The following is a 19,015-nucleotide window of genomic DNA, read 5'->3' on the forward strand; positions in this document are numbered from 1 at the left end:
GGCGGGGCCGGACCCGGCGGGGAACCGGCCGACCCCGGACGCACTTCGGGGGCGGCGAACCGCCGCCCCCGAAAGGATGTGCCCGGCTGGTGAACCACCAGGCTGGTCGGGCGTCGCCGATGAACCACCGGCACTGCCGGCGCACCGCCGGCGAGCCCGACAGTGCCCGCTAGAAGCGGTCCGCAAACTGTGAGTCGAGCCACTCCCGCAGGCGCCCCACCCAGTCGCCGTCGGTGGTCGGCCAGTCGAACTGGCCGGTCATCGCGAGCACGCCCAGGACCACCGCCCCGAGGCCGAACGCGATGCCCAGCAGGGCGTCGGTCTTGCCAGCGATGTGCCGGCGCCGGGTGGCCACGAGACCCAGCACGGCGAGGACCGCGCCGACCGCGCCGAGCCCGATGCCGTACCCGGCGAGGGTGCCGGTGAGCACGAAGAGGGCGCCGGCGACGCCGACGACCAGGCCGAGCGTGGCGAGCAGGCTGGCCCGGGGTTTCGGACCGGCGACCACCGGCCGCTCCGGGGCCCGGTCGGCGACGCCGTCGCCGTCCCGGTCGACGGGGCGGTCCACCGGTCGGTCCCGGTCCGTCCCGGCGGCCCGCGCCGCCGCCGCGTCCCGGTCCAGGTCGACCGTCCGCCCGTCGACGGTCCGTTCGAGGGTCGGGTCCGCGTCGGCGACCCCGGGGTCGCGCCGGGTGTCGTCGGCCGCCGGCCGGGCGGTGGCCGCCCGCGCGACGGCGGCGCGCTCGGCCGCCCGCCGCTCGGCGTCGCCGCCCCGCCCGTCGGCTCCCGTCGCCGGCCCATCGGCTCCGGCCGCCGCGCTGCCGCGGTAGGTCGCCTGGTCGCTGTCCCGGTCGGTCACCACCGGGCGGCCGGCCCGGCCGGTGTCCTCGGCCCGGTACCGGCCGTCGGCGTCGTTGTCCGTCGGTGCCGGTTCCGTCCGGCGCGACAGGGAAGGAATCTTGACCACAACACACCTCCTGGTGAATGCGCGGCGGCCGATGGAGCGGGTGGCGCCCGCGCGGTAACGAACCCGAGGTACCCAGCCGCGACCTCCGCGACACCCGGCCGCGCCGGCGCCGGCCCCGGCCCGGCTACCGTTGCCGTCGTGCCTGAGGGACACACCATCCACCGACTAGGCGAGCGGCACGCCGAGCTGTTCGCCGGCGACAAGCTGCACGCCGCCAGCCCGCAGGGCCGCTTCGCCGAGGGCGCGGCCCGGCTCACCGGCACCGTGCTGGAGGCCACCGAGGCGTACGGCAAGCACCTGCTGCACCACCACGCCGGCGAGCTGACGCTGCACGTCCACCTTGGGCTCTACGGCAAGTTCACCGACGGCGCGGGGGAACCGCCGGAGCCGGTCGGCCAGGTGCGGCTGCGGCTGACCAGCGACCGGCACTGGCTCGACCTGCGCGGCCCGACCGCCTGCGAACTGCTCACCCCGCCCGAGGTGGCGGCGCTGCGTGGCCGGCTCGGCCCCGACCCGTTGCGCGCCGACGCCGACCCCGACCGGGCGTACGCCCGGATCTCCCGCAGCCCCACGCCGCTGGCCGCGCTGCTGCTGGACCAGTCGGTGGTGGCCGGCACCGGGCTGATCTTCGTGACCGAGGCGTTGTTCCGGGCCGGGCTGCCGCCGACGCTGCCGGGGCGGCGGCTGTCCCGCGCCGGCTGGGACGCACTCTGGGCCGACCTGGTGGCGCTGATGCGGCTCGCCGTCACGCGCGGCCGGATCGACACCGTCCGCGACGCGCACCTGCCCGAGGCGATGGGCCGCGCCGCCCGAGTCGACCGGCACGGCGGCGAGGTGTACGTCTACCGCCGCCCCGGCGCGCCCTGCCACGTCTGCGGCACGCCCGTGGGCCGGGGCGAGCTGGCCGGCCGCAACCTCTACTGGTGCCCCACCTGCCAACCGGCCTGACGCCCGCCGCGCTCACCCTGGGCCGAGCAGCCAGCGGACCACCTCGACCTGTTGCGGGAAGACCTGCCCCTCGCCGATGCTCCACGCCAGCGTCTGCCCGACCGTCCAGCCCCGCACCCGCTCCCGGTCCAGCCCCAGTTCCGCGCTCAGCCGGTCCAGCCGGTGCCGGACGGCGTCCGGCGAGTGCCCCAGCTCCGCCCCGCGCACCAGCGGCACGACGCCGAACTCCCGCTCGCCGGTCAGTGGCTTCGGGTCGATCACCAGCCACGGCTCCCGGGTCGCCCGCAGCACGTTGCCGGCGTGCAGGTCCTGGTTGACCAGCACCTGCTCGCCCTGACTGCCGACGAGGTCGCCGAGGAGCCCGAGCGCCGCGTCGAGGAGCCGCCGCTCGTACGGCCGGCCGGCCCGTTCCCAGTTCACCGGAAGCCGCTCGCACCACCCGGCGGCCTCCTCGGCGAGCGGGGTGAACGGTGGGCCGGCCGGTCGCCACAGCCGGGGCAGCAGCCCGACCGCCACGTCCAGCGCCGCGTCGGCGGGCAGCTCGTGCAGCGGAGTGCCGGGCACACATCGCTCCACCAGCAGCGCCCGCCGGTCCGGGTCGTGCGCGAGCAGCCGGGCCGCCCCCGCCCCGGCCCAGTGTTCGAGCGCCGTCGCCTCGTGCGCGCTGTCCGGGTCCGGGTACTGGAGCTTGAGCACCGCCGGCCTGCCGTCGGGCAGCGCGGCCGGCAGGGCCAGTGACGCGAAGGCGTACGGGAAGGGGCGTCCCACCCGCAGGTGCCAGCGTTCGACGCACTCCGCCAGCCGGGTCGGCAGCACCGCCCGCCACGCCCGGCCCGCCTCGACTTCCTCGGTCCAGCGCAGTCCGTCGGGGATCTCCAGGTCCACGGCCATCCGGTCATCCTCGGCCACGCCGACATGTCGCGTACAACCGTTTCCGGGCCGGCACCGTCTGGAACAGGGAACCCCACGGAGGCCGACGTGACCACCGGAGCCGTGAACGGTCGGAGGTTGAATAGCTGGCGTGCTGTCTTGAACAACAGGGGCTGGGCGATGCGCTGGACCTGCCGCTGCCGGGCCGTTGGCCCGGCGCTGACCGGTCCGGGGGCGGTCCCGCACCGCCCCCGGACCGGAGCATCTCAGCGCAGCCGGCGGATGTCGCCGTACGCCCGGTAGAAGCCGCCCCGGCCGGATTCGCGGACCTGGGTGACCAGGTAGCGCGCGCCCGGCTCGCGGATGCCCTTGGGGAACTGCACCGACCAGTCCTGGCGGTAGCCGGGGGAGAGCACGTGCACGCGCAGCCGGCCGCGGTCCTCGACGCACTGCACCACCACGCCGCCGTCGACGTCGCTGGTCACCTCGACCGTCGTCCACGCCGCCGGCTCCGGCAGCCGGGGCGGGGCCTTGACGTCGACCACCTCCGGCACGCTGCCGGCCTCCGCCGCCCGGATCGCCGGCTCGCTGGCGTCGACGCAGGCAAGGTAGCCGCCGGTGGTGACCACGTAGAGCCGCTCCTCGTGGTACTGCATCGAGTAGGCCGAGCCACAGCCGGTGCCGAGCTTCCACAGCCGGTTGCCGGCCGCGTCGAAGCAGTAGATCGAGGACTGGCTGTCACCGGCGAAGACGAACCGGCCGCCCTCGGCCGTGGCGCAGGAGAAGACCGGGGCGTCGCACCGGTAGGTGCGCTCGGTGCGGCCGTCCTTCGCCAGCCGCACCACCTCCCGGGTGCCGGTGCCGGCGAACACCGCGCCGGGCTCCTGCCAGCCGAAGAGCACCGAACCCGTGCGGGTGTGCCACAGCTCCTGCCCGGTGCGCCAGTCGTAGCCGGTCACCCCCTGCGAGTGGCCGTGGTAGACCGCGTCGGCGTCGCACCGCACCATCCAGGCCGACCGGCCGCGTCCCGCCCGGCGCCAGAGGAACTCGTCCTCGTGGTCGACGGCGGCGATGCCGCCGTCCGCGTCGGAGACGCCCAGCACCCCGTCGTGGATGTCGAGCCAGTAGATGTCGATGTCGGGGGCGATCGCGTACGCCACCCGGGGCACCTTGCCGGACAGGTCGTAGACGTTGCCGTCGTCGCAGCCCGCGTAGATCCAGGCGTCGTCGGCGACGATGCACTTCACCCCGTCGGGCAGGCGGACCTGGTTGAGCACCCGGGCGTCGTGGTCGAGCGTGGTGATGACGCCGCGCTCGTTGCCGACCATGCAGCTCTGCCCGTCGACGAAGATGCCGAAGGCCGGGGCGCCGGAGTCGTAGCGCCAGAGCACCGGGGCGGTGCGGGCGGTGGAGCGGGTGCTGACGATCTGTCGCCGGGAGACGGCGCGCTTCTGCCGTGCGCCGCGCACGGCCGGCGCGTATCCCTTGCGGACCTTCTCGCCGATCTTCTTGGCGGCGGCCGCGCGGGCCCGGGCGTTGTCCGGGTACGCCGTGGTCTTCACCTGGCCCTGGTCGCCGATCCGGCCGTAGCGGACGGTCAGCGCGGTGTCGTCGACCACGACCTCGTAGAACTTGTGCGCACCATCCACTTCGGACAGTTCGAGGTAGGTCGTCTCCTGCGACATGGGGCCTCCGAGGGGTCAGCGACCGGCCCGACGTGGCCAGCGCGGCGACAGCGGGCACACGCTAACCGCCACCCCCGACAAGGACGGCCGCTGGTAAGGAAGGGCCCCTTCCCAACACCTGAGGTTGGGAAGGGGCCCTTCCTCTACCTCAGGCGTTAACAAGGTGCCCTTCCTTACATCTACTGGTCGGTGGCGGCCAGGGCGTCGACGGCCTTGCGGGCGGCGATCAGCACCGGGTCCCAGACCGGGGCGTACGGCGGGGCGTAGCCGAGGTCGAGGGCGGTCATGTCATCCACCGTCATGCCGTTCCACAGTGCCACCGCGAGCGTGTCGATCCGCTTCGCGGCCTCGGACCAGCCGACGATCTGTGCTCCGAGCAGCCGGCCGCTGGGCTTCTCCGCGATCAGCTTCACCGTCATCGGGCGGGAGCCCGGGTAGTAGCCGGCGCGGTTGGTGGACTGCGCGATCACGGAGACGAACTCGAAGCCGGCCGCCCTGGCGTCCCGCTCGCGCAGCCCGGTGCGCCCCACCTCCAGATCGCAGACCTTGGTGACGGCCGTGCCGATCACGCCGAGGAAGGTGGCGTACCCGCCGCCGATGTTGATGCCGGCCACCCGGCCCTGTTTGTTGGCGTGGGTGCCCAGCGGCACGTGCACCGGCATCCCGGTGACCCGGTGCACGGTCTCCACGCAGTCGCCGGCGGCCCAGACGCCCGGCACGCCGGCCACCCGCATCCGGCGGTCCACCCGGACCCCGCCGGTGACGCCCAGCGGCAGGCCGGCGGCCTCCGCGAGCGCGGTGTTGGGGCGTACGCCGAGACCGAGGACGACCATGTCGGTGGGGATCGGCCCCTCGGCGGTGACGACCGCGGAGACCCGGCCGTCGGTCTCCTCCAGCCCGGTGACGGCGAGGCCGGTGCGGATGGTGATGCCGATCGCGCGCATCGCGTCCGTGACCAGCTCGGCCATGTCCGGGTCGACGGTGGACATCGGCTGCTCGGCCTGCTCCACCAGCGTGACGGAGAGCCCGCGCTGGATCAGCGCCTCGGCCATCTCCACGCCGATGTAGCCGCCACCGACCACGACCGCCCGGCGCGGCCGGGGCTCGGACTCCAGCCAGGCGCGCAGCGCCGCGCCGTCGTCGAGGGTCTGCACGCCGAACACCCCGCCGGTGCCGGTACGCGCCCAGTCCGGCTTCGTCGGCACCGCGCCGGTCGCGTACACCAGGGTGTCGAACCGCTCGCGGACCTCACCGCCGCCCCCGAGGTCCCGCGCGACCACCTCGCGCCGGTCGAGGTCGATGGCGGTGACCTCGTGCCGCATCCGGACGTCGATGGCGAACTTCTCCCGGAACGTCGCCGGGTCGCGGGCGATCAGCTCGTCCCGCTCGGGCACCAGCCCGCTGATCCAGTAGGGGATGCCGCAGGCCGAGTACGACGTGAAGTGCCCGCGCTCGAACGCGACGATCTCCAGATCGCCGCGGTCCCGGCGGCGGCGCGCCTGGGACGCCGCCGCCATGCCCGCCGCGTCTCCACCGATGACGATCAGCCGTTGCGCCACGGGACCATCCTGTCACGGGCGACCCGCCCCGCGGGTCTGTCGCGCGACGTCGGAGACCACGTCCACGAGCGTGCCGCCGCGGGCGAGGACGGCACGCTGCCGGGCCGCCCCGCTGCCGTGCCGGCGCAGCCCGCCGACCAGTTCGGTCACCTCGTCCAGGTCGCCGTGCCGTTCCAGCGCCGGGCGCAGCCGCTCGACGAGCTGGTCGAAAAGCTCCCATGCCGGGCGCAGCTCCCCGTCGGTGAGGTCGACGCCGTCGCCTTCCAGCCCGTCGTGCGCCGCCCGCCAGTGCGCGGCGACCAGCAGGTGGTGGTCGGTGCGGATGGCGCGCCGGCCGGCGGCCATGTCGTCCAGCGCGGTCGCCACCATGGCCCGCACCAGCGCGGCGACGAGCACCGCGTCGTCCACGGACGGGCAGACGTCGCCGATCCGGATCTCCACGGTCGGGTACTTGGCCGACAGCCGGGCGTACCAGTAGAGCATCCCCTCGTCGAGCATCACGCCGCTGGCGACGAGCTGCCGGATCAGCCGTTCGTAGTGCTCGTGCGACTCCAGGAACGGGGTGGGCGCCACCGACGGCCAGCGCTCCCACTCGATCGACCGCCAGCTCGCGTACCCGGTGTCCTCGCCCTTGGCGAACGGGGAGTTGACGGTCACCGCGTGCAGCACCGGCAGCCAGGGCCGGACGTGGTTGAGCACCTGCACCCCGGTCTCCGGGTCGGGCACCCCGACGTGCACGTGCATGCCGTTGTTGCCGGCGCCGGGGACCAACAGGCGGAACCGCTCGACCATCCGGTCGAAGCGCGGCTTGTCGACCACCGGGGGCACCGGCCCGTCCACCGGCCCGGTGCCGATGGCGAGCAGTCGTACGCCGGCCCGCTCGGCGGCGTCGGCGAGCGCGGCACGCAGCACCCCGAGGGAGTGCCGGATGGAGGAGAGTTCCAGGCCGGGCGGGCTGCCGATCTCGATCTGGCTGGTCTGGAACTCCCGCTCCACCTGGCCGCGCAGCTCGGGGGGCACCTGCTCCACGACGAGGTCGACGGCGGGCACCGCGGCCCCGGTGTGCGGGTCGACGAGCAGGAACTCCTCCTCGACACCCACCGTGAGCAGATCCGTCCCCTCGGCCGTCGCGCTCGGGGCCTCCGCCACCTGGCCGGTCATCGCCACCACCGTCCGTTCGAGCCCGGTCGCGGTCCGTCCGTGCCGGGTCGGCCAGTGGTTACCCACCGTGCCGACGCGGGGAAACGCGCCCCGGCGCGTCGACCGGCGTGTCGCCCGTCGCGTGCGGGCCCGCCCGGCACCCCCCCGCCGGCGTCACTGCCGACGGTGTCACCGCTGCCGGCGGCAGGCCGCGCGGGACCGGCGTCACCGCTGCCGCCGGCACGCCGCGCCGAGCGGTCGCCGGCGGTCGTCCTCGCCGCCGGGGCGTCACCGTCGGCGGTCGCCCTCGCTGTCCTGCACCATGGCGCGGACCCGGCGCAGGGTCGCGTCCTGGGCCAGGATGGCCTCCCGCCACCGGTCCAGCGTCCGGCGCAGGTCCCAGACCGTGGCCCGGAGCTGCTGCACCTGTTCGCGGGTCGCTTCGAGTTGCGCCCGGGTGACCAGGGCGGTCTCCTCCAGTTCGGCGACCCGGGTGCGCAGCGGCTGCACCAGCGTGAGGGCGGCGTCGGTGAGGGTGTCGGCGGCGTCCGCCTTGAACTTGCCACGCTGCACCACGACGGTCGCGATGGCGGCGAGACCGCCGGCGCCGCCGAGGACCCCGAGGATGGAGAGCAGGACCTGCACCCACTGGGGTGCGCTCGACGCGGACGGGTTCACCTCCCACCTCCGGTGGAGGACACGCCGCCGCCCAGTCCGGCGGGCCGGGCCGTCTGGGCGGCTCTGGTGAGGGCGCGCAGGTCGCGCACGATCTGTGCGGCGCGCCAGCCCGACCCGATGGACACCGCCCCGACGAAGGAGGTCACGGCGACTCCCTGCTGCCCGGCGACCACCGCCACGGCGACGGCGTACATGCCGGTGATCGTGCCGAGCATCAGCACCGAGGCGAGCTCGGTGCCGAGGGCGGTGGAGAGCCGGCCGGGCCAGAAGATGCCGAGCAGCCCGGCGACGCCGGCGACGACGAGGCCGAACTCCCACCCCACCTGGATGGGGCCCGGCATCGCCATCTCCACCGACTGCGGCCGGACGCCCAGGGCGATCAGGAGGGCACCGCAGACGGGTGCGGTCACCATGACGGCGATCTCGAAGGGCTGGTGCCGCGGGCGGATGCGGTTGTGGGGCACGGTGGCTCCTTGATGGCCCACCACCTCGTCGAGGCGGCCCGTCGGGCCGGGCGGGCGCCCGGCCGTGAGGGGGTGTGCCGGGAGGGCCCGCTCCCGCTGGCCCGGTCGGCTCGGCGGCCTGCCCGATGACTCGGGCGGCGCATCGGTGACCGGTAGTGACGACAGGCCGGCGTTGGCCCGTCGATGCTCCAAGTCGTACCACTCCCACGGAGGCTCCGTCCACCCCGGATCTGTCATAAAACCGCAGGTCAGTGCGGTCGGGGTCGCCGATCGGGCCGGTCGGCGTGACAGCGGGCCCTAGGCTGGTCGGCGTGCCGGGAGCGTGGCGGGTCGTGCTGGGGACGTGGGCGTACGCGCTCACCCACCTGGCCCTGCTCGCCGACCGTCCGGCCGGCCTGCTCGCCGGGGCCGCACTGACCGCCGTCGTGCTGCTCGCCGCCGTGCTCGCGCTGCACGCGGCGGGCGGCGTCGGCGCTCCCCGGGCTGGCCGCGCCGCCGCCCTGCGGGCCCGGGCCCGCCGTCGCCGGGTGCCCCGGCAGGTCGATCCGGACGCGGCCGGGCGTCCCCGCCCCCGGGCGCCCGGGGCCGTTCCCTCGGCCGCGTAGCGCCGCCGCCGCGCGGCCGATTCCGCCGTCACCCGAGGCCCGGCGACGCCCTGTCGTCCCGTCGGGCCGTCACCCGGAATCGGAACGAGGGGCCACCATGCTCGCCTTCGCACCACTGCACGACGCCGTCGGCGCCGCCGGCAGCGCGCTCTCCTGGCTCACCACCCTGCTCGAACCGCTGGCCGGCGGCGCGGCCACCGCCGCCGCGATCGTCGTCCTCACCGTGGCCGTCCGGCTGCTGATCTCGCCGCTGACCCTCGCGCAGGTTCGCGGGGAGCGGCGTCGCGCGGCGCTCGCCCCCGAGGTCCGCGACCTCCAGCGGCGGTACGCGCACGACCCCGCCCGGTTGCAGGGCGAGTTGTTCGCGCTCTACCGGGCCAACGGCGCCAGCCCGGTGTCCGGCTGCCTGCCGATGCTGCTCCAGGCGCCGGTCCTGCTGGTCATGTACCGGCTCTTCACGACCGCCGACGGCGGCGCGGGGCTGCTCGCCGAGCGGCTCGCCGGGGTGTCGCTGGGCCACCATCTCGGCGACGGCCTGGGCGGCGCGGTGCTGCCGCTGTTCGGCGTGCTGCTGGCAGCCCTGCTCGCCCTCGCGTGGTGGACGTCGCGGCGGATGTGGCGTGCCACGGCCGCGACCGGCACGGTGGCCGGTACGCCGGCGGAGGGACCGGGGGCGGCGGTGCTCGGCCGGCTGCTGCCGCTGCTGCCGTACGCGACCGTGCTGGTGGCGCTGGTGCTGCCGCTGGCCGCGGTGATCTACCTGGTCACCACGACCGCCTGGTCGGCGCTGGAGCAGGCGGTGCTGCGCCGCCCGCAGGCCACGCCGGCGGACATCGATCGACATTGACATCTGTCGGGCCGGCACGTACAACTCGTGAGAGAGCGCTCTCTCGACCCGTCCCCGCAGAGAGGCACGTCCATGACACCTGCCCCGGCGGCCCCCGCCGCCCCGCCCCCACGACGCCGGCCGGCCCTGGCGTCGGCCCTGCTCGCCGTTGTCGCCACCACCGCCCTGGCCGGGGTGACCGTGACCGCGAACGCCGCCGTGCCGGCGCCCGCGCCCGGCTGGAGTCTGGTGTGGAGCGACGACTTCACCGGCGCGGCCGGCACGCTGCCGTCCGCCGCGAACTGGATCATCGATACCGGCACCAGCTACCCCGGCGGCCCGCCCAACTGGGGCACCGGCGAGATCCAGACCTACACCAACAGCACCGCGAACGTCAGCCACGACGGCGGCGGCAACTTGCGGATCACCCCACTGCGCGACGCCTCCGGCCGCTGGACCTCCGCCCGCATCGAGACCGTGCGCAGCAACTTCAAGCCCCCCTCCGGCGGCGTGCTCGCCATCGAGGGCCGAATCCAGATGCCGAACGTGACCGGGGCCCAGGCGGCCGGCTACTGGCCGGCGTTCTGGGCGCTCGGCTCGCCCTACCGGGGCAACTACCAGAACTGGCCGGGCATCGGCGAGTTCGACGTGATGGAGAACGTCAACGGGATCAACTCGGTCTGGGGCGTGCTGCACTGCGGCGTGGCCCCTGGCGGGCCGTGCGACGAGTTCAACGGCATCGGCGCGTCCCGGGCCTGTCCCGGCAGCACCTGCCAGTCCGCGTACCACACCTACCGCTTCGAGTGGGACGCCTCGGTCAGCCCCCAGCAACTGCGCTGGTACGTCGACGGCCAGCTCTACCACACGGTGAGCCAGTCCCGGGTCGGCGAGCCGTACTGGTCGCAGATGACCGACCATGCCGGCTACTTCCTGCTGCTGAACGTGGCGATGGGCGGGGCCTTCCCGAACGGAGTCGCGGGTTCGGCCACGCCGACGGCCGCCACCGTCCCCGGCCGGCCGATGCTGGTCGACTACGTGGCCGTCTACAGCCGGGTCGGCGGCACCACCACCCCGCCGCCGACGACCCCGCCTCCCGGTGGCGTGCGGGACGCGTACGCGACGATCCAGGCGGAGTCGTTCAGTGCGCAGAGCGGAGTGATCGTCGAGGCGTGTGCCGAGGGCGGCCAGAACATCGGCGCGCTGCGCAACGGCGACTGGGTGCGGTTCGACAACGTCGAGTTCGGCGCCACCCCGCCGCGCGACTTCGTCGCCCGGGTCGCCTCCGGCGCGGCGGGCGGGGTCAGCGGCCTGGTGGAGGTCCGGCTGGACAGCCCGACCGGCCCGCCGATCGGCAGCTTCGCGATCGCCAACACGGGGGGCTGGCAGAGCTGGCGCTCGGTGCCCGGCAACGTCGCCGGCCCGACCGGCCGCCGGACGGTCTACCTGACCTTCACCAGCGGCCAGCCCGCCGACTTCGTCAACGTCAACTGGTTCACCTTCCGTCGGTGAGCCGCGGGGAACCCGGGCGGTCGCCGCCCGGGTTCCCCGCCCGACCGCCCTGGACAGAAACAGTTAACAGTCCTAATAATAGGCGTCAATGTTGATGCCAATGGATGTCTTCCGGGTGTGGAGGGTGCTGTGAAACGATCCAGGTCTCTGGTGTTGTCGCTGGTCACCGCCGTGGTCGCGGCGGTCGGGGCGGTGTGGGTGGCGATGCCGGCGTTCGCCGCCGGGGCCACCGCGAGCTTCGTGAAGACGTCCGACTGGGGGTCGGGCTGGGAGGGGAAGTACACGATCACCAACGGCGGCGGCACCACCGTCGACGGCTGGGCCGTCACCTTCGACCTGCCGGCCGGGACGACCGTCGGCTCGTACTGGGACGCCCTGCTGACCTCGTCGGGCCAGCGGTACACCTTCACCAACCGGTCCTGGAACGGCAGCATCGCCCCGGGCGCCTCCGTCTCGTTCGGCTTCCTGGGCAACGGACCCGGCGCCCCGGCCAACTGCCAGCTCAACGGCGCGTCGTGCGGCGACGGCACCGCCCCGCCCACCACCGCGCCCCCGACGACGGCGCCGCCGACCACGCCGCCCCCGACCAGCCCGCCGCCGAACACCGGGCTGCCGAAGCACCTCCTCACCGGGTACTGGCACAACTTCGACAACCCCGCCGTGGAACTGCGGCTGCGCGACGTGCCGAACGAGTACGACGTGGTCGCGGTCGCGTTCGCCGAGGCCACCGCCACCCCCGGCGCCGTCACCTTCGCCGTCGACCCCGGCCTGTCCGCCGCCCTCGGCGGCTACACCGACGCGGACTTCTCCGCCGACGTGCGCGCCCTCCAGTCCCGGGGCAAGAAGGTGATCATCTCGGTGGGCGGCGAGACGGGCCGGGTGGCGGTCAACGACGCCGCCTCCGCCGCGGCGTTCAGCGACAGCGTCCACGCGCTGATCCAGCGGTACGGCTTCGACGGCGTCGACATCGACCTGGAGAACGGGCTGAACCCGACCTACATGGCGCAGGCGTTGCGCTCGCTGCGGGCCGAGGTCGGCAGCCGGCTGATCATCGCGATGGCCCCGCAGACCATCGACATGCAGTCCCCGGGCAGCGGCTACTTCAAGCTCGCGCTCGACATCAAGGACATCCTCACCGTCGTGAACACCCAGTTCTACAACTCGGGGGCGATGCTCGGCTGCGACCGCAACGCCGCGTACGCCCAGGGGACGGTGAACTTCATCGTCGCGCTGGCCTGCATCCAGTTGGAGGCCGGGCTGCGTCCCGACCAGGTCGGCCTCGGCCTGCCGGCCGGACCCGGCGCGGCCGGTGGCGGCGTCGTCGCGCCGAGCGTGGTGAACGCGGCGCTGGACTGCCTGGCCCGCGGCACCAACTGCGGCAGCTTCCGCCCGCCGCGCACCTACCCGGGCATCCGCGGCGCGATGACCTGGTCGGTCAACTGGGACGTGACCAACGGCAACGCCTTCGCCCGCACGGTGGCCCCCCACCTCGCCACCCTGCCCTGACGGCCCCCCGGTCAGCGGGTGGCGGCGCCGGCGCGGTCGCGGTGGCGGGCGCGCCGGCGGCGGCGGGACTTCTTGACCGCCCACCAGACGATCATCACCACGAAGGCGGCGACGATGCCGTAGTCGAACCAGTCGCTGTACCGCTCGATCCGCTGCCAGCGGGAGCCGAGGGCGTAGCCCAGGCCGACGAAGAGCGAGTTCCAGACGCCGCTGCCCAGCGTCGTGAAGGCGACGAACTCGGGCAGCGGCATGCGGTTGGCCCCGGCGGGGACGGAGACCAGGCTGCGCACCACCGGGATCATCCGGCCGAAGAGCACCGCCCACCGGCCGTACCGCTCGAACCAGCGGTCCGCCCTCTCCAGGTCGTCCCGGTCGACCAGCGGCAGCCGGTCCAGCCAGCGCTTGAGCCGGTCCTCGCCGGCGACCGCGCCCAGCCAGTAGAGGACGAGCGCCCCCACCAGGGAGCCGGCGGTGGCGGCGAGCACCACCAGCACCACGTTGAACCGTCCCTCACCGGCCAGGTAGCCGGCCATCGCCAGGACGATCTCGCTCGGGATCGGCGGGATGATGCTTTCCAGGGCGACCAGCAGCGCCACGCCGAACGCGCCGGCGGCATCGATGACCCCCGCCACCCATCCGGTGAGCCCGCCGAGCCGGGTCGGGTCGACGTTCTCGGCGAGTGCCATCGCGATCCTTTCGCCGGGTCCGGGGGATCAGAGTCCTCTACCCCGCGATCCGCCGGTCACACCTGCCCGTGTCCGGAGCCACGCCGGCTCAGCCCTCCGGGTGCAGCGCCGCGTCGGCGGGCCCCCGCCGCCACCCGGTGAACCGGACCCGCAGCCCCGCCCGGGTGGGGGAGCAGCAGTACGGCCCGGCCGTCGCCACCGCCTCCGGCGGCAGCGGGGCGAGCCGGACCAGCCGCCACGGCTCGCCGCCGGCCCGGGCCCGCACGGTGAGCGCGTCCCGGTCGCGGCTGACCCGGACGGTGACCTCCCGCCCGGCCCACTCCGGCACCGGGGCGACCGACCAGTCGGACACCTCCCGGGTCACCACGGCGCCGACCTGCGGCAGGCCGTCGCTGACCTCCACCCCGGCCTTCACCCAGTTCCGCTCGTCGACGCGGACCAGCGCGCCGGCCTGGTCGAACTGCTCGCCGTAGTCGAGGTGGAAGGCCACCTCCACCGCGTCGCCGACGGGCAGCGGCGCGAGCAACGCCGGGGCGTCGTCGTGCACGAAGCCGTACGAGGTGTGCCGCCACAGGTCGCTGCCACCAGCCGGCTCCACCAGCAGTTCGCCGGCCGGCCCGTGCTCGACCCGCACCGGCTCGTTCCACCACTCGCCCTCGGCCCAGTCGACTTCACGCGCTCCGTCTCCCATGCCGGCGACCGTACCGCCGGTGACACATCGGAACTAACCCGACGGCCAGGGGGCTAGCTAGAGTTATAGCTAGCTAGGTAGCATACGACCATGTCGACATCGGAAGTACGGATGACGCTGGCTACACAGCGAGTGCTGCAGGTACTTCTGGACAGGCCTGCCCAGGAGAAATACGGCTTGCAGATCTGCGAGGAAGCCCACCTGGCCAGCGGCACCATCCATCCGATCCTTGCGCGGCTCGAGAAGGTCGGATGGCTGGAGTCGCACTGGGAGAACGTGGATCCGCATCGCGCCGGACGACCGCGCAGGCGCTACTACCGGCTGAGCCCCGACGGCGCGCAGCAGGCCCGTTCCGCCCTGGCGGCAGTCGAGGCCCGGCGCTTCCGTGGTGCCGATCCGGCCTACCCGGGTGGCATCGCATGATCAACTTAACGTTGGAGACGGCGTTGAATCTCATTCGTGACCTCGAAGTCCTCGCCGTCTCCTCCGAAGACGTGGCGCAGCGGATCCCCGAAGGTCGCCCGATGGCCGACGTGCTCGCCCGACTGAACAAGGAAGGCCGGGCAATCGTCCGGGACCTGCGTGCCCACGATGAGCGCCGCGCGTACCGGCGGGTGTGTGACCTGGTCGAAGCGCTCGCCCGAGAGCGTGCCGCGGCACTGACCCTCCTCGAAGGAGCTGCGTGCGGGCAGGACGACAACGCGGCTCGTGTCCAGTTCCTCATTCGGAACTTCAATCTCGCCTACCACCTCGCCGACGGGCTGCGACTCCGTCTCGCCGGGTGGCACACGGGCGGTGTCGACGTCGAGATGAGCGTCAAACTCGACCGTGACCTCGCCGGGGATCTCGCCGACAACACCGAGTCGCGAGTGACCGATGACATCGCGTCGGCCCCCGACCTCCGACCAGGAGCACAGGCGCTGCGGCTGGTCGACGTCATCGTCCGGTTCCTCCCGCCCGGCCAGCGGGAACGGTACGGCGAGGAACTCCGCGCCGAACTGTACGGGCTCGCGGAGATGAACCGGCCGTACGGGGCGCAGCTGCTCTACGTCCTGAGGCAGTTCAACCGAGTGTTCGAACTCAGGTATGAGCTGCGCCGTCCGTCACCCCGGAGGCTGAGCCCATAAGCGCCATGCGTTCCGACAATCGCCCGGAGCCAGTGACGGGAGAGTTGGCGAGAGCGGGTTCCCGACGGCCAGCCAACGTCCGGAGGCAACTCTCCGGTGCTGCCGGCCCATAGCCGCGGTCCGACCAGACATACCAACCAGGAGACGGAATGAACGTACCCACACCCCCGGAACACGCCGACACTGACGCCTGGCCGGCGTCGGATCGCATGGCCCCTGAGACGCGGTCGCCTGACGCCGATGCTCACGATCGGCAGCACCGGCGGCGGGTCGAGTTGATCACAGTTCTTGTCTCGCTCGTCGTTGCGGTGGCTGGGCTCATCACCGCGCTCAAGTCCTAGGAATGGATGCCGACCTGCGAACGGGCCGGTCGGCGGTTTGCCGGGAGCCGGCATCGGAGACATAAGTCAGGCATGGCTGACAGGTGGTACTCCGAGGCCGTCGTCTACTGCCTCGACATCGACACGTACGCGGACTCCGACGGCGACGGCGTCGGCGACATCCGGGGCCTGATCGGCCGACTCGACTACCTCGCCCGGCTGGGCGTGACCTGCCTCTGGCTGCACCCCGTCCACCCGTCGCCCAACCGCGACGACGGCTACGACGCCACCGACTTCTACAACGTCGACCCCCGCTTCGGCACCCTCGGCGACTTCGCGGAGCTGCTGCACCAGGCGCGGAACCGCGGCATCCGGGTCATCATCGACCTCGTCGTGAACCACACCTCGGACGAGCACCCCTGGTTCCAGTCCGCCCGCTCCTCGCCGGACTCGCCGTACCGCGACTGGTACGTCTGGTCCGACCACGAGCCGGACGACCGTCACCAGGGCATGGTCTTCCCCGGCGAGCAGAACGAGACCTGGACCTACGACCGGACCGCCAAGGCCTGGTTCTACCACCGGTTCTACAAGTTCCAGCCGGACCTCAACTTCGCCAACCCGAAGGTGCGCGAGGAGATCAAGAAGATCGTCTCGTTCTGGCTCCAGCTCGGCGTCTCCGGCTTCCGGATGGACGCCGTGCCGTTCATCATCGAGCTGACCGAGGCGGGCAACCCGAACTCCCCGAAGGACTTCGACTTCCTCACGGAGCTGCGCCAGCACGTGCAGTGGCGCCGGGGCGACGCCGTCCTGCTCGCCGAGGCCAACGTGGAACCCGACCAGCTGCCGACCTTCTTCGCCGACGCCGGCGGTTCGGCGAACCGCCTGCACATGCTCTTCGACTTCATGCTCAACGGGCGGCTGATGCTGGCCCTGGCCCGGCAGGACCCCGAGCCGATCATCGAGGCGCTGCGGGACACCCCCGCGCTGCCCGAGGGCGGGCAGTGGGCCACCTTCCTGCGCAACCACGACGAGATCGACCTGTCCCGGCTCACCGCCGAACAGCGCAACCAGGTGTACGCGGAGTTCGGCCCCGACGAGGACATGCGCATCTACGACCGGGGCATCCGCCGCCGGCTCGCCCCGATGCTCGGCAACGACCGCCGGCGCATCGAGCTGGCGTATTCGCTCCAGTTCTCGCTGCGCGGCACGCCGGTGCTGCGCTACGGCGAGGAGATCGGCATGGGCGAGGACCTGTCGCTGCCCGGCCGGGAGGCGATCCGCACCCCGATGCAGTGGTCGTACCAGCCGAACGCCGGGTTCTCCACGGCCGACCCGGAGAAGCTGGTCCGCCCGGTGGTCGACAAGGGCGACTTCGGCTACGAGAAGGTCAACGTGACCGCCCAGCGCAGCGACCCCAGGTCGCTGCTCGCCTGGTTCGAGCGGATGATCCGTACGCTCCGCGAGGCCCCCGAGGTGGGCTCCGGCTCGACCACGCACATCGACGTGGCGATGCCGCCGGGCGTGCTGGCGCACCGCGCCGACGGGCGGACCGGGACGATGGTCTTCCTGCACAACCTCGGCACCTCCGACGCCGAGGTGGACCTGAGCATGCTGGAGCCGGAGGCGGACCTCCCCGTCGACGTCCTCGCCGACCGCAACTACGGCGGGGTCGGCAAGCTGGACCGCCTCGAGTTGGCCGGCCACGGCTACCGATGGATCCGCCTCTGCCGCGGCCGCTAGCCCCCGGTGCCATGTCGACCACCGTCCGCCCCACCTCGACGGACGACCCGGTCACTCCCGCCAGCCGGCCAGTTCGACCCCCTTGGCGAGTTCGACCCGGAAGCCCATCGTGATCTCGCCGCTCTCGCCCGGCCCGAGCCGCAGCCGCCAGGTCAGCTCGCCCAGCTCGGTACGCTCGGCCGGCGGCGGGACGACCGTGGCTTCCCGGACGACCACCGCCTCGTCGCGGGACACCGGAAGCTGGTCGCGTACCTCCACCGTCGCCGCCTGGGGCGTGTGGTTGGCGACGCTGATCCGGTACTCCACCTCCCGTCGCCGGGTCGAACCGAGCGTGGCCCGGGTGTCGGCGCGCCGGCCCAGCTTCCGCTCCACCCGTACCCGGTCGTCCACCCCGAGCGCCAGTTCGGTCTCCTCACCCGGCGCCCACGTCGGCAGCCGGGTGGCCGCGACGAAGTCGGCGCCGTGGAAGACCGCCGCCGGGCCGGGAAGCAGCGTGTGCGCCGAGGTGTTGCGGACCGTCGCACGCAGGTGCGCCTCGGCCGCGCGGACCGGCACGGTCACGTGGTCCAGCCGGGCCGGCAGCTCCAGCACGGCGATGGTGGCCCGGTGCGCGCTGCCGTCCGCCGGCACGGCGACCGGGCGGGCCGGCCGGTAGGTGGCGGCGGCGACCCCCTGCTCGACCGTGGCCACGCTCTCCCGCACCTTGGGGCGCGGCGGGGCGGACCGGGGCGTACCAGCGGCGGCGGCCGGCGCCGCGCCGGGTGCCGGGGGCGGCGGCAGCGCGCCGAAGCTCGCCGTCGACATGGGCATCGGCGGCACCGGCCGGACCCGGTCGAGATACCAGGGCGACAGTTCGGGTACGCCGGTCGCCGCTGCCGGCCGGGCGGTCGAGAGCTGGAGTTCGCACTCGGGCCAGTCCTCGCCGGTGTCCTGGCTGACCAGGCCGAACCAGGTGACGGTCATGGTGTCGTCGACCAGCCGCAGGTCGTAGGAGGGCTGCCAGCGGGCCCCGTCGACCAGGTAGGTCAGCTCCAGGTCCAGCTCGGCGTCGTCGGCGTCCACCGCCACGGTCACCTCGGCGGCCAGCCGGTCCGGTTCCCGCTTGCCGTTCGCCGCCGCCAACTGTCGCTCGACGGCCGCCAGCTCCTCGGCCAGGTCGGCACGTCGCCGGGCCAACCCGCGCCGGCGGCTGCGGGAGTCGGCGAGCTGGCCGGCCACCGAGTCGGCGAAGCTGGCCACGTCGGTCGGGGCGGCGTCACCGGAGGCCAACGCGCGGGCGTACGTGCCGCCGGCCCGCTCGGCCAGCCGGCCGATGAACTGCCCCCGCTGCGCCTCGACCTCGTCCGCGTCGTCGACCTCGGCCAGCTCGTCGGCCAGCTCCCGGCTCCGCTGCTCCAGCTCGCGGACCTGCCCGTCGGTGCTGCGTGCCTGCCGCCACGTCGTCACGTCCACGCCGAGCACGGTGACCGCGCCCCGGCCGCCGACCCGTACCGAGTCCCGCCGCAGGCCGAGCGGCAACGGTGCGACACGTACGCGGTGCTCACCGGCGGTCAACCGGGTGCTGCCCCGGCGGGTGACCCGGGCCCGGTCCGGGTAGACGGTGACACCGACGACGGGTGCTTCGATCTCCACTGCGTTCACGGCGGCGACGGTAGCCGAAGCATGCTCGTAACCCCGGTAGGCCGCGGCGGGGC

The 19,015-nt window shown here is 73.7% G+C and carries 18 protein-coding genes; 8 read left to right on the forward strand and 10 right to left on the reverse strand.

Features of this window, described 5'->3' with window-relative positions; translation table 11 throughout:
• Nucleotides 1-169: 169 nt before the first annotated feature.
• Nucleotides 170-967 carry a thrombospondin gene (locus tag ACGF5C_RS18740; protein WP_393303188.1) on the reverse strand — a complete coding sequence of 266 codons (798 nt, stop codon included), beginning with the start codon at nt 965-967 and terminating at the stop codon, nt 170-172.
• 138 nt (nt 968-1,105) lie between these two features.
• On the opposite strand from ACGF5C_RS18740, the gene ACGF5C_RS18745 reads away from it, so the two are divergent.
• Nucleotides 1,106-1,915 carry an Fpg/Nei family DNA glycosylase gene (locus ACGF5C_RS18745; RefSeq protein WP_393303190.1) on the forward strand — a complete coding sequence of 270 codons (810 nt, stop codon included), beginning with the start codon at nt 1,106-1,108 and terminating at the stop codon, nt 1,913-1,915.
• A 12-nt stretch (nt 1,916-1,927) separates the two neighbouring features.
• Here ACGF5C_RS18745 and ACGF5C_RS18750 read toward each other — a convergent pair whose 3' ends face one another.
• The 6 genes from ACGF5C_RS18750 to ACGF5C_RS18775 all read right to left on the reverse strand — a co-directional run bounded on the left by ACGF5C_RS18750 (nt 1,928) and on the right by ACGF5C_RS18775 (nt 8,311).
• Complete coding sequence (locus tag ACGF5C_RS18750; RefSeq protein WP_393303477.1) at nt 1,928-2,806, reverse strand: aminoglycoside phosphotransferase family protein; 879 nt, start codon at nt 2,804-2,806, stop codon at nt 1,928-1,930.
• Nucleotides 2,807-3,051: 245 nt separating this feature from the next.
• On the reverse strand, nt 3,052-4,470 hold the full coding sequence (locus ACGF5C_RS18755) for a WGR domain-containing protein (RefSeq protein WP_393303191.1): 1,419 nt from the start codon (nt 4,468-4,470) through the stop codon (nt 3,052-3,054).
• 179 nt (nt 4,471-4,649) lie between these two features.
• On the reverse strand, nt 4,650-6,029 hold the full coding sequence (locus tag ACGF5C_RS18760) for an FAD-dependent oxidoreductase (protein WP_393303193.1): 1,380 nt from the start codon (nt 6,027-6,029) through the stop codon (nt 4,650-4,652).
• A 12-nt stretch (nt 6,030-6,041) separates the two neighbouring features.
• Entirely contained in the window at nt 6,042-7,190 is a 1,149-nt protein-coding gene (locus ACGF5C_RS18765) for a glutamate--cysteine ligase (protein WP_393303195.1), read from the reverse strand.
• Nucleotides 7,191-7,457: 267 nt separating this feature from the next.
• Nucleotides 7,458-7,805 carry a hypothetical protein gene (locus ACGF5C_RS18770; protein WP_393303479.1) on the reverse strand — a complete coding sequence of 116 codons (348 nt, stop codon included), beginning with the start codon at nt 7,803-7,805 and terminating at the stop codon, nt 7,458-7,460.
• A gap of 38 nt (nt 7,806-7,843) precedes the next feature.
• On the reverse strand, nt 7,844-8,311 hold the full coding sequence (locus tag ACGF5C_RS18775) for a hypothetical protein (protein WP_393303197.1): 468 nt from the start codon (nt 8,309-8,311) through the stop codon (nt 7,844-7,846).
• 311 nt (nt 8,312-8,622) lie between these two features.
• Here ACGF5C_RS18775 and ACGF5C_RS18780 point away from each other — a divergent pair, with 311 nt between their 5' ends.
• From ACGF5C_RS18780 to ACGF5C_RS18795, 4 genes are all read left to right on the forward strand, one after another.
• On the forward strand, nt 8,623-8,916 hold the full coding sequence (locus ACGF5C_RS18780) for a DUF6412 domain-containing protein (protein WP_393303199.1): 294 nt from the start codon (nt 8,623-8,625) through the stop codon (nt 8,914-8,916).
• A gap of 97 nt (nt 8,917-9,013) precedes the next feature.
• The gene (locus ACGF5C_RS18785; RefSeq protein ID WP_393303201.1) at nt 9,014-9,763 is read left to right on the forward strand and encodes a YidC/Oxa1 family membrane protein insertase; all 750 of its coding nucleotides are present in this window, start codon (nt 9,014-9,016) and stop codon (nt 9,761-9,763) included.
• A 72-nt stretch (nt 9,764-9,835) separates the two neighbouring features.
• Entirely contained in the window at nt 9,836-11,251 is a 1,416-nt protein-coding gene (locus ACGF5C_RS18790; RefSeq protein WP_393303202.1) for a carbohydrate-binding protein, read from the forward strand.
• Nucleotides 11,252-11,380: 129 nt separating this feature from the next.
• Nucleotides 11,381-12,757 (forward strand): chitinase, encoded by a 1,377-nt coding sequence (locus tag ACGF5C_RS18795; protein WP_393303204.1) that lies wholly within the window; start codon nt 11,381-11,383, stop codon nt 12,755-12,757.
• A gap of 11 nt (nt 12,758-12,768) precedes the next feature.
• Here ACGF5C_RS18795 and ACGF5C_RS18800 read toward each other — a convergent pair whose 3' ends face one another.
• Nucleotides 12,769-13,443 carry a DedA family protein gene (locus ACGF5C_RS18800; RefSeq protein WP_393303206.1) on the reverse strand — a complete coding sequence of 225 codons (675 nt, stop codon included), beginning with the start codon at nt 13,441-13,443 and terminating at the stop codon, nt 12,769-12,771.
• 88 nt (nt 13,444-13,531) lie between these two features.
• The gene (locus tag ACGF5C_RS18805; RefSeq protein ID WP_393303208.1) at nt 13,532-14,134 is read right to left on the reverse strand and encodes a DUF1349 domain-containing protein; all 603 of its coding nucleotides are present in this window, start codon (nt 14,132-14,134) and stop codon (nt 13,532-13,534) included.
• Nucleotides 14,135-14,224: 90 nt separating this feature from the next.
• Here ACGF5C_RS18805 and ACGF5C_RS18810 point away from each other — a divergent pair, with 90 nt between their 5' ends.
• From ACGF5C_RS18810 to ACGF5C_RS18820, 3 genes are all read left to right on the forward strand, one after another.
• The gene (locus ACGF5C_RS18810; RefSeq protein ID WP_393303210.1) at nt 14,225-14,557 is read left to right on the forward strand and encodes a PadR family transcriptional regulator; all 333 of its coding nucleotides are present in this window, start codon (nt 14,225-14,227) and stop codon (nt 14,555-14,557) included.
• Nucleotides 14,554-15,261, forward strand: coding sequence for a hypothetical protein (locus ACGF5C_RS18815; RefSeq protein WP_393303212.1), 708 nt, complete (start codon nt 14,554-14,556; stop codon nt 15,259-15,261). Before ACGF5C_RS18810 ends, ACGF5C_RS18815 begins: the two co-directional genes overlap by 4 nt.
• 413 nt (nt 15,262-15,674) lie before the next feature.
• Complete coding sequence (locus ACGF5C_RS18820) at nt 15,675-17,321, forward strand: alpha-amylase family protein (RefSeq protein WP_393303214.1); 1,647 nt, start codon at nt 15,675-15,677, stop codon at nt 17,319-17,321.
• Nucleotides 17,322-17,372: 51 nt separating this feature from the next.
• Here ACGF5C_RS18820 and ACGF5C_RS18825 read toward each other — a convergent pair whose 3' ends face one another.
• On the reverse strand, nt 17,373-18,962 hold the full coding sequence (locus ACGF5C_RS18825) for a DUF4139 domain-containing protein (RefSeq protein WP_393303216.1): 1,590 nt from the start codon (nt 18,960-18,962) through the stop codon (nt 17,373-17,375).
• Nucleotides 18,963-19,015 lie beyond the last annotated feature (53 nt).

This window comes from Micromonospora sp. NPDC047620 (assembly GCF_043205005.1).
Lineage (GTDB): Bacteria > Actinomycetota > Actinomycetes > Mycobacteriales > Micromonosporaceae > Micromonospora.

Bases quoted from the DNA above. Each gene is read 5' to 3' on its own strand.
- ACGF5C_RS18805 (WP_393303208.1), bottom strand. From the start codon at position 14,134: ATGGGAGACGGAGCGCGTGAAGTCGACTGGGCCGAGGGCGAGTGGTGG.
- ACGF5C_RS18765 (WP_393303195.1), bottom strand. From the start codon at position 7,190: ATGACCGGCCAGGTGGCGGAGGCCCCGAGCGCGACGGCCGAGGGGACG.
- ACGF5C_RS18810 (WP_393303210.1), top strand. From the start codon at position 14,225: ATGTCGACATCGGAAGTACGGATGACGCTGGCTACACAGCGAGTGCTG.
- ACGF5C_RS18785 (WP_393303201.1), top strand. From the start codon at position 9,014: ATGCTCGCCTTCGCACCACTGCACGACGCCGTCGGCGCCGCCGGCAGC.
- ACGF5C_RS18820 (WP_393303214.1), top strand. From the start codon at position 15,675: ATGGCTGACAGGTGGTACTCCGAGGCCGTCGTCTACTGCCTCGACATC.
- ACGF5C_RS18800 (WP_393303206.1), bottom strand. From the start codon at position 13,443: ATGGCACTCGCCGAGAACGTCGACCCGACCCGGCTCGGCGGGCTCACC.
- ACGF5C_RS18790 (WP_393303202.1), top strand. From the start codon at position 9,836: ATGACACCTGCCCCGGCGGCCCCCGCCGCCCCGCCCCCACGACGCCGG.
- ACGF5C_RS18750 (WP_393303477.1), bottom strand. From the start codon at position 2,806: ATGGCCGTGGACCTGGAGATCCCCGACGGACTGCGCTGGACCGAGGAA.
- ACGF5C_RS18815 (WP_393303212.1), top strand. From the start codon at position 14,554: ATGATCAACTTAACGTTGGAGACGGCGTTGAATCTCATTCGTGACCTC.
- ACGF5C_RS18755 (WP_393303191.1), bottom strand. From the start codon at position 4,470: ATGTCGCAGGAGACGACCTACCTCGAACTGTCCGAAGTGGATGGTGCG.